This window comes from Micromonospora sp. MH33 (genome assembly GCF_003013775.1).
GTDB lineage: Bacteria > Actinomycetota > Actinomycetes > Mycobacteriales > Micromonosporaceae > Micromonospora > Micromonospora fulviviridis.
Map to the genome: position 1 here is coordinate 22,656 of NZ_MUYZ01000057.1, position 7,017 is coordinate 29,672.

Genomic DNA, 7,017 nt, shown 5'->3' on the forward strand with positions numbered 1-7,017 from the left:
CGCGGGATCGTCTGATCGACCACCACTACCGCCTCTGTGACAGCCGAGCGGCCTGTCCGCCCCGGCAACGGTTGCATCCGCGCAAGTATGCACAGGCCCGCCCGGCGCGCGGGGCGGGCGGGGTGCGGTGGAGCGGACGGGGCGGGGTGGAGCGGACGACGCACCGCCACCGAGGGGAGTCGGTGGCGGTGCGTGGGCCCGGGGGCGAGACGGCAGCGCTCGCGGGAACCGGGAGGAACGACTCGGGCGGCGTCCGCCCGGGTGGATCAGGCTTCGGTGAGCTCGCCGCGCAGCTTCGTCAGCGCGCGGGCGAGCAGCCGGGACACGTGCATCTGGGACACCCCGACCCGGGCGGCGATCTCGCTCTGGGTCAGGTTGCCGTAGAAGCGCAGGGTGAGGATCTTCTGCTCGCGCTCGTCGAGGGTGGCGAGCGCCGGGCCCAGCGAGGCACGCAGCTCGGCCAGCTCGTACTCGTTGTCCTCGGTGCCGAGGGTGTCGCCCAGCTCGGTGGCGCTGTCGCCGTCGCCGATCGGGGTGGAGAGCGAGACGGCGTTGTAGGCGCGGGCGCCCTCCAGGCCCTCGAGCACCTCCTCCTCGGTGACGTCGAGGTGGCTGGCGATGTCGGCGACCGTCGGGGCCCGGTTGAGGGTCTGGGTCAGCGTGCTGTTCGCCTCGGAGATGCGCAGCCGCAGCTCCTGCAGGCGGCGCGGGACCCGGATGTTCCAGGTCCGGTCGCGGAAGTGCCGCTTGATCTCGCCGAGGATGGTCGGGATGGCGAAGCCGGCGAAGTCCACGCCCCGGGAGGCGTCGAACCGGTCCACCGCCTTGATCAGGCCGAGGGCCGCCGTCTGGGCCAGGTCGCCGGCCGGCTCACCGCGGCCGCTGTAGCGGGCGGCGAGGTGGTTGGCCAGCGGCAGCCAGGCCTCGATGACCTGGTTGCGCAGCGCCGGCCGCTCCGGGTGACCCTCGGGCAGCGCGGCCAGTGCGGCGATCAGCTGGCTGGCGCGGGTCTCCTCGCCGGTCACCGCCGCGCGGTGCACCTCGCTGGTCGTCGTCGGCGCGATGGTCGTCGTGGTCATGCTGGCCTTCCTGTCCTGAGGAGAACGGGTGCCTCCCGAGCACCGGTCGCGCCAGTCACCCTAGACCAAAGGCTGGTGCCCAATCAACCGAACGGACGATGGATATTTCGCCCGACAGCGGACAGATATGCGGTGAGCCGGGCCACTTCCGGCCGTCAGCGATGCAACAGGGGCCGGTAGTCGGCGGCGGTGAGCGGCAACGAGGACAGGTTGCCGTCGGCCCTCGGCACCTCCAGCGGCTGCCCGTCCCGGCGGAACGCGACGCTGTCCACGTCGGGGCGCTGGGTCAGCGTGCAGACGATCTGCCCGAAGGCGAGGACCTCGTCGTTGCGGCCGGTCTCCTCGCCGGCCTGCCGCACGTCGACGGTGGCCACCGTGCCGGTGAGGGTAGCCCCGGCCACCGCGACCGTGCCGGGCAGAGCGGTGGCCAGCCCCCGGTCCCGCTCCGCACCGTCCGGCCCGGCCAGCAGGTGCTGCAGGTGCTCGTCCACACCGGGCAGGTCGTCGACCCGGCGGGTGACCGCGGCCAGCCCGTCGTCCCGGACGAAGCAGAGCGGCTCGACCACCCGCCCGTCCGGGTCGGCGGTCGCCGTGCCCGCCGGGGTCGGGAAGCCGCCGGGCGGCGCCTGCACCAGGCGCGGCTCGTCGTCGACCGGCACCCCGCAGCCGCCGAGCAGCACCGCGGCGAGCAGCACCGGGAGCAGTCGGCGGCTCATCCGCCGGCCCCCGGCAGCTCGACCCGGAACCGGGCGCCGCGGTCCCGGTCCACCACCGCCGCGTGCCCGCCGTGCGCGGCGGCGTGCTGGGCCACCAGGGCGAGGCCGAGGCCCGTGCCGTCGGTGCCGGCCCGGGCGTGGGCGGCCCGGCCGCGCACGAAGCGGTCGAAGATGACCTCCCGGTCGGCCTCCGGCACGCCCGGTCCGTCGTCGTCGACGTCGAGCACGCCGATCCCGTCGCGCATGTCGAGGCGTACGGCGACGGGGCCGCCGCCGTAGCGCACCGCGTTGTCGAGCAGGTTCAACAGGATCTGCTCGACCCGGCGCCGGTCGACCCGCCACCGGGCCGGGGTGCCCTCGGCCACCTCGACGAGGCTCTCCGGCAGTGACCGTTCGCGGCAGGCGGCCCGGGCCAGCCCGGCCACGTCGACCGTGTCGCGGTGCGCGGGCTGCTCGGTGCGGGCCAGCTGGATCAGGTCGTCCACCAGGCGCTGGAACCGGGCCACCTCGTCGGCGACCAGCCCCGCGGCGGTGGCGGTGCGCTCGTCCTGGTGCTCCCGGCGGCGGGTCAGGACGCTCGCGGCGGCGGCCAGGGTCTGCAACGGGGAGCGCAGCTCGTGGCTGACGTCGGCGGCGAACCGGCGGTCCCGCTCGATCCGCCGCACCACCTGGTCGACCATGTGGTTGAACGAGGTGGAGAGCCGGGTGAGGTCCGGGTCGGTGGTCGGGTCGAGCCGGGTGGCGAAGTCGCCGGCGGCGATCCGCTCGGCGGCGTCGGCGACCGCGGTGAGCGGCCGGACGCTGTGCCGGGTCGCGTACCAGCCGAGAGCGGCGCCCGCCCCGGCGACCATGATCGCCACCGCGGTCAGCGCCAGCCCGACCACCTGGAAGGTCTCCTCGACCTCACGCAACGAGGTCAACTCGTAGTAGCCCAGCTCGCCGGCGAGCGGGACGCCGACCAGCAGGGTCGGCTGCCCGTCCACGCGGACCCGCTGCACGGCCGGCTTCCCGCCGGCGACCAGGCGTTGCAGCTCCACCGGGACCGAGCCGGCACCGACGTCGGCGGTGCGGGCGTACCAACCGTCGCGCAGGTGCAGCAGCGGGCGGCGGCTGCTGCCGGTGTCCAGGGAGCGCAGCACCGCCACCACGTCCGGGGTGCCGGTGTCCAGCCCGGAGCGGACCACTGCGGCGTCGTAGTATGCGGCCCGGACGGCTGTGCGCTCCCGTTCGTCGAGCAGCGAGCGGCGGGTCAGGTCGTACGAGAAGAGGGCCATCACGGCGGCGAGCAGCAGCGCGCCGACGGCGAACGCGGCGGTGACCCGGGCCCGCAGTCCGAGGCGGGTCATCGCTGGAGCTTGTAGCCGAGGCCCCGGAGGGTGACCAGGTGCCGCGGGTTCGCCGGGTCCGGTTCGATCTTCTGCCGCAGCCGGCCCACGTGCACGTCGACCAGCCGCTCGTCGCCGGTCTCGTACCCCCAGACCCGCCGCAGCAACTGCTGCCGGGACAGCACCCGGCCGGCGTGCTCGGCCAGCTCGCAGAGCAGCCGGAACTCGGTGCGGGTCACCGCGACCGGCCGGCCGGCGCGGCGCACCTCGCCGGCCTCGGCGCTGATCTCCAGGTCCCCGAAGACCTGGGCGGGGACGGCGTCCGCCACGACCCGGCCGCGCCGGCGCAGGGCCCGCAGCCGCGCGGACAGTTCCTTGATCGCCACGGGCTTGACCACGTAGTCGTCGGCCCCGGCCTCCAGCGCGGCGACGATGTCATGGGTGTCGTCGCGGGCGCTGACCACCACGATCGGGACGTCGTCGTCGCGGCGCAACTGGCGGATGCACTCGAACCCGTCGAGACCGGGCAGCATCAGGTCGACCAGCACGTGGTCGGCGGGGCTCTCCCGCTGCCGGCGCAGCCCCTCCTCGGCGGTCGCCGCCCCGTACGCGGAATAGCCCTCCTCCTCCAGCGCGAGCAGCAGGGCCAGCCGGATGCGGTCGTCGTCCTCGATCACCAGTACGGCCGTCATATCCGCATCATGACGGGCCGCCTACGGGTAGCCCAACCGTGTCAGCCGTTCCCGGCTTTTGTCACACAACTGTCATGGAACCGCGCGGCGACCTCCAAGATCGCCGCAGAGAGTGGGAAGCCGAACCGGACCCCGCCGAGGAAGACGACCAGATGACCCTGCCCCCGCAGTCCCCGCCGGAAGGCGCCGTGCCACACGTCCGGGTGGACATCACCGAGGAGCTGGATCTCGCCGGGCTGTCGGAGGTGGCGCTCGTCCTCGACCGGGTCCTGGCGCTGGCCCCCCGGGAGGTCACCATCGACCTGGCCGACTGCCGACACGTCGACGCCGCCGCCATCGCGTTGCTGTTCGACGTGCACCGCCGGCTGGCCCGCCGGCACGCGCTGCTCACCCTGCGCAATCCGCACCCGCGAATCCGGCGCATCCTCGACACCGCCCGACTGGGCGACACCGTGCCCATCGTCGACACGCCGCGACCGGACGGCCCGACCGCGCGCGGCCGGGCCCGGGTCACGGCCACCCCGCCGGCGTGGGAGGGGTCGTGAACAGCGGCACCCTGCTCGGAGCCCTCGTGGTGGGGCTCGCCGTCGGCGCCGTGGGTCGCCTGGTCGTGCCGGGACGCACGGCCGCGCCGGTCTGGTTGACCCTCGCGCTCGGGGTCGCCGCCGCGCTGCTCGGCGCCATCGTCGTGGGCCTGGTGGCCACCGGTCCCGCCGAACCGGCGGTGTGGCCACTGGTCGTGCAGTCCGGGTTCGCCGCCGTCGCGGTCGTGCTGGCCGTGCTGACCGCCGGGCGCCCGCCGGCCGGGAAGGAACCGCCGCCCCGACCGGGCGCGCGGCGGAGGGAGGGATCGTGACTGTCGTACCGGCGGAGCACCTGATGATGCTCATCTGCGACGGCTGCGGTGACAGCGTCACCGGCACCGGCTGCACCCTGCCGGACGCCGAGGTGGTCTGGACGCTGGTGTTCGAGAACGACTGGGTCGGCTCGCCCTTCGCCTCCGGGCCGCACCACTGCCCGCGGTGCAGCGTCCGGGCCGCGGTGGAGGACGGCGGCCTCGGCGTCGACGACCTGGACGACGTCGGCGGGGCGCCGGCTGTCCCCGAGGTCGACCCCGCCGAGCCGGTACGCCGGGCGCTGGCCGAGACCGTCACGGTGGGCGACCGGGTGCTGGTCGACCTCACCGAGGTGGAGGTGATCGACTCGGCCGGGCTCGGGCTGCTGGTCCGCGCCCACCAGGAGACCCGGCAGGACGGCCGGCGACTCTGCCTGGTGGCGCCGTCCCGGTTCGTGCTCACCGTGCTGCACACCATGCGGCTGGACGGGGTCTTCCCGGTCTTCGACAGCCGCACCCGGGCAATGAGCGGATCGGGCGGGGCGGCGCGGCCGCGCCCGGCCTGAGCCGCCGACTGAGAAATCGTGAACGAAGAGAAGGAGCCCGACAGATGGTGATGCCCTGGCCGTACCCCGACTTCCCGTTCGCCGGGGACGGGCCGGCGCCCGACGGCGAGGACGTGCGGCTGGCCGCCCTGGTGGCGCAGCGGTTGAGCGTCGACTGGACCACCCGCCGGCAGCAGATCACCGTCACGGTGCAGAACCGGGTGGTGATCCTGGCCGGGCTGGTGGCCGACCCGGAGACCCGCCGGGCGGCCGGCGAGCTGGCCTGGGACGTGTCCGGCGTGTTCGACGTGTGCAACGCGCTCCGGCTGCACTCCGGGCGGCGCCGCGGCCGCTGACCGGTTGCACGGGTCGGCGTCCGCCTCTACCTTGCACCTCCTCGTGGGCGGCGCCGTCGGTGCGCTCGCCCTGGCCGCGGCGGCCGTGCTGCCGTCGACGAACGCGATGGCGGCCACCGGCTGCGCCGTCACCTACACCACCAACTCCTGGCAGGGCGGCTTCACCGCCACGGTCACCGTGAGGAACCTCGGCGATCCGGTGAACAACTGGACCGTGGGCTTCAGCTTCCCGGACGCCGGGCAGCGGGTCGTCCAGGGCTGGTCGGCGACCTGGCAGCAGAGCGGCAGCGCGGTCACCGCGCAGAGCATGAGCTACAACGGCTCCCTCGGCACCGGGGCGAGCACCACCCTCGGCTTCAACGGCTCCTGGGCCGGCGCCAACCCGGCCCCGACGGCGTTCACCCTCAACGGCACGGCCTGCACCGGCGGGACCACGCCCACCACGCCGCCGCCGACCACCCCGCCGCCCACGACGCCGCCGCCCACCGGAACCACCCCCGTGGGGATCAACGGCCAGCTGCGGGTCTGCGGGGTCAACCTCTGCAACCGGTACGGCCGGCCGATCCAGCTGCGCGGCATGAGTTCCCACGGGTTGCAGTGGTTCGCCAACTGCTACAACGACGCCTCGCTCGACGCGCTTGCCACCGACTGGCCGGCCGACCTGTTCCGCATCTCGATGTACGTGCAGGAGCAGGGCTACGAGACCAACCCGACCGGCTTCACCAACCAGGTCAACAACCTGGTGGACAAGGCCGAGGCGCGCGGCCTGTACGCGCTGATCGACTTCCACACGCTGACGCCGGGTGACCCGATGTACAACCTGGACCGGGCGAAGACCTTCTCGCCGCGGTCTCGGCCCGCAACGCCGCGAAGAGCAACGTCATCTACGAGATCACCAACGAGCCGAACGGCGCGAGCTGGTCGACCATCCGGAACTACGCCGAGCAGGTCATCCCGGTGATCCGGGCCAACGACCCGGACGCCGTGGTCATCGTCGGCACCCGGGGCTGGTCGTCGTTGGGCGTCTCGGAGGGCGGCAACTCCGACGAGATCGTCAACAACCCGGTCCGGGCCGACAACATCATGTACACGTTCCACTTCTACGCCGCCTCGCACAAGGACAACTACCGCAACGAGGTACAGCGGGCCGCCTCCCGGCTGCCGCTGCCGGTGAGCTGGCAGGGGCCGGCGGAGATCGCCGGCACCGCGGTGCGGCTGCACGCCAGCGGCCGCTGGGAGCCGGTCGACGGGCGCTACCACTGGGCCGGGCGGATCGAGCCGGAGCCCCGGATGCTGCGCCTGCTCCGCTCGGGCCGGCGCGACGTCGAGGTCCGGGTCGGCGAGCGGGTCGTCCGGGGCCGGCTCGCCGAGGCCGACCCGTGGGGCGGGGTACGGATCACCGGCGTGGGCGAGCCGCCCTGGCCGGCCTGCCCGCCCGGCGTCAAGCTCGGCGAGGTGCAGGACAACTC

Annotated in this window: 9 protein-coding genes and 1 pseudogene; 6 read left to right on the plus strand and 4 right to left on the minus strand. The window is 74.1% G+C overall.

What is annotated here, in order from left to right; all coding sequences use genetic code 11:
* Positions 1-266: 266 nt before the first annotated feature.
* The 4 genes from B0E53_RS12115 to B0E53_RS12130 form a co-directional block, all read right to left on the minus strand.
* Positions 267-1,079, minus strand: a complete 813-nt coding sequence (locus B0E53_RS12115; RefSeq protein ID WP_107076147.1) for a SigB/SigF/SigG family RNA polymerase sigma factor — start codon at positions 1,077-1,079, stop codon at positions 267-269.
* 155 nt (positions 1,080-1,234) lie between these two features.
* The gene (locus B0E53_RS12120) at positions 1,235-1,795 is read right to left on the minus strand and encodes a GerMN domain-containing protein (protein WP_107076148.1); all 561 of its coding nucleotides are present in this window, start codon (positions 1,793-1,795) and stop codon (positions 1,235-1,237) included.
* The gene (locus B0E53_RS12125) at positions 1,792-3,141 is read right to left on the minus strand and encodes a HAMP domain-containing sensor histidine kinase (protein ID WP_107076149.1); all 1,350 of its coding nucleotides are present in this window, start codon (positions 3,139-3,141) and stop codon (positions 1,792-1,794) included. Before B0E53_RS12125 ends, B0E53_RS12120 begins: the two co-directional genes overlap by 4 nt.
* Positions 3,138-3,812 carry a response regulator transcription factor gene (locus B0E53_RS12130; RefSeq protein WP_107076150.1) on the minus strand — a complete coding sequence of 225 codons (675 nt, stop codon included), beginning with the start codon at positions 3,810-3,812 and terminating at the stop codon, positions 3,138-3,140. Before B0E53_RS12130 ends, B0E53_RS12125 begins: the two co-directional genes overlap by 4 nt.
* Before the next feature lie 152 nt (positions 3,813-3,964).
* Here B0E53_RS12130 and B0E53_RS12135 point away from each other — a divergent pair, with 152 nt between their 5' ends.
* The 6 genes and pseudogenes from B0E53_RS12135 to B0E53_RS37520 form a co-directional block, all read left to right on the plus strand.
* The gene (locus B0E53_RS12135) at positions 3,965-4,357 is read left to right on the plus strand and encodes an STAS domain-containing protein (RefSeq protein WP_107076151.1); all 393 of its coding nucleotides are present in this window, start codon (positions 3,965-3,967) and stop codon (positions 4,355-4,357) included.
* Positions 4,354-4,668: a hypothetical protein gene (locus B0E53_RS12140; RefSeq protein ID WP_107076152.1), complete on the plus strand. Its 315-nt coding sequence runs from the start codon at positions 4,354-4,356 to the stop codon at positions 4,666-4,668. The genes B0E53_RS12135 and B0E53_RS12140 overlap by 4 nt, the downstream gene beginning before the upstream one ends.
* Positions 4,665-5,213 carry an STAS domain-containing protein gene (locus tag B0E53_RS12145; protein WP_107076153.1) on the plus strand — a complete coding sequence of 183 codons (549 nt, stop codon included), beginning with the start codon at positions 4,665-4,667 and terminating at the stop codon, positions 5,211-5,213. Before B0E53_RS12140 ends, B0E53_RS12145 begins: the two co-directional genes overlap by 4 nt.
* A gap of 44 nt (positions 5,214-5,257) precedes the next feature.
* Positions 5,258-5,548 carry a BON domain-containing protein gene (locus B0E53_RS12150; RefSeq protein ID WP_107076154.1) on the plus strand — a complete coding sequence of 97 codons (291 nt, stop codon included), beginning with the start codon at positions 5,258-5,260 and terminating at the stop codon, positions 5,546-5,548.
* A 106-nt stretch (positions 5,549-5,654) separates the two neighbouring features.
* Positions 5,655-6,613 (plus strand): annotated as a pseudogene (locus B0E53_RS12155) (cellulase family glycosylhydrolase); the annotation flags it as partial.
* Between the two features lie 18 nt (positions 6,614-6,631).
* A partial coding sequence (locus tag B0E53_RS37520) for a DUF4873 domain-containing protein (RefSeq protein WP_348639657.1) occupies positions 6,632-7,017 on the plus strand: 386 nt, incomplete at its 3' end.

Coding starts and splice junctions, on each gene's coding strand:
- B0E53_RS12120 (WP_107076148.1), bottom strand. CDS start 1,795: ATGAGCCGCCGACTGCTCCCGGTGCTGCTCGCCGCGGTGCTGCTCGGC.
- B0E53_RS12135 (WP_107076151.1), top strand. CDS start 3,965: ATGACCCTGCCCCCGCAGTCCCCGCCGGAAGGCGCCGTGCCACACGTC.
- B0E53_RS12125 (WP_107076149.1), bottom strand. CDS start 3,141: ATGACCCGCCTCGGACTGCGGGCCCGGGTCACCGCCGCGTTCGCCGTC.
- B0E53_RS12115 (WP_107076147.1), bottom strand. CDS start 1,079: ATGACCACGACGACCATCGCGCCGACGACGACCAGCGAGGTGCACCGC.
- B0E53_RS12130 (WP_107076150.1), bottom strand. CDS start 3,812: ATGACGGCCGTACTGGTGATCGAGGACGACGACCGCATCCGGCTGGCC.
- B0E53_RS12150 (WP_107076154.1), top strand. CDS start 5,258: ATGGTGATGCCCTGGCCGTACCCCGACTTCCCGTTCGCCGGGGACGGG.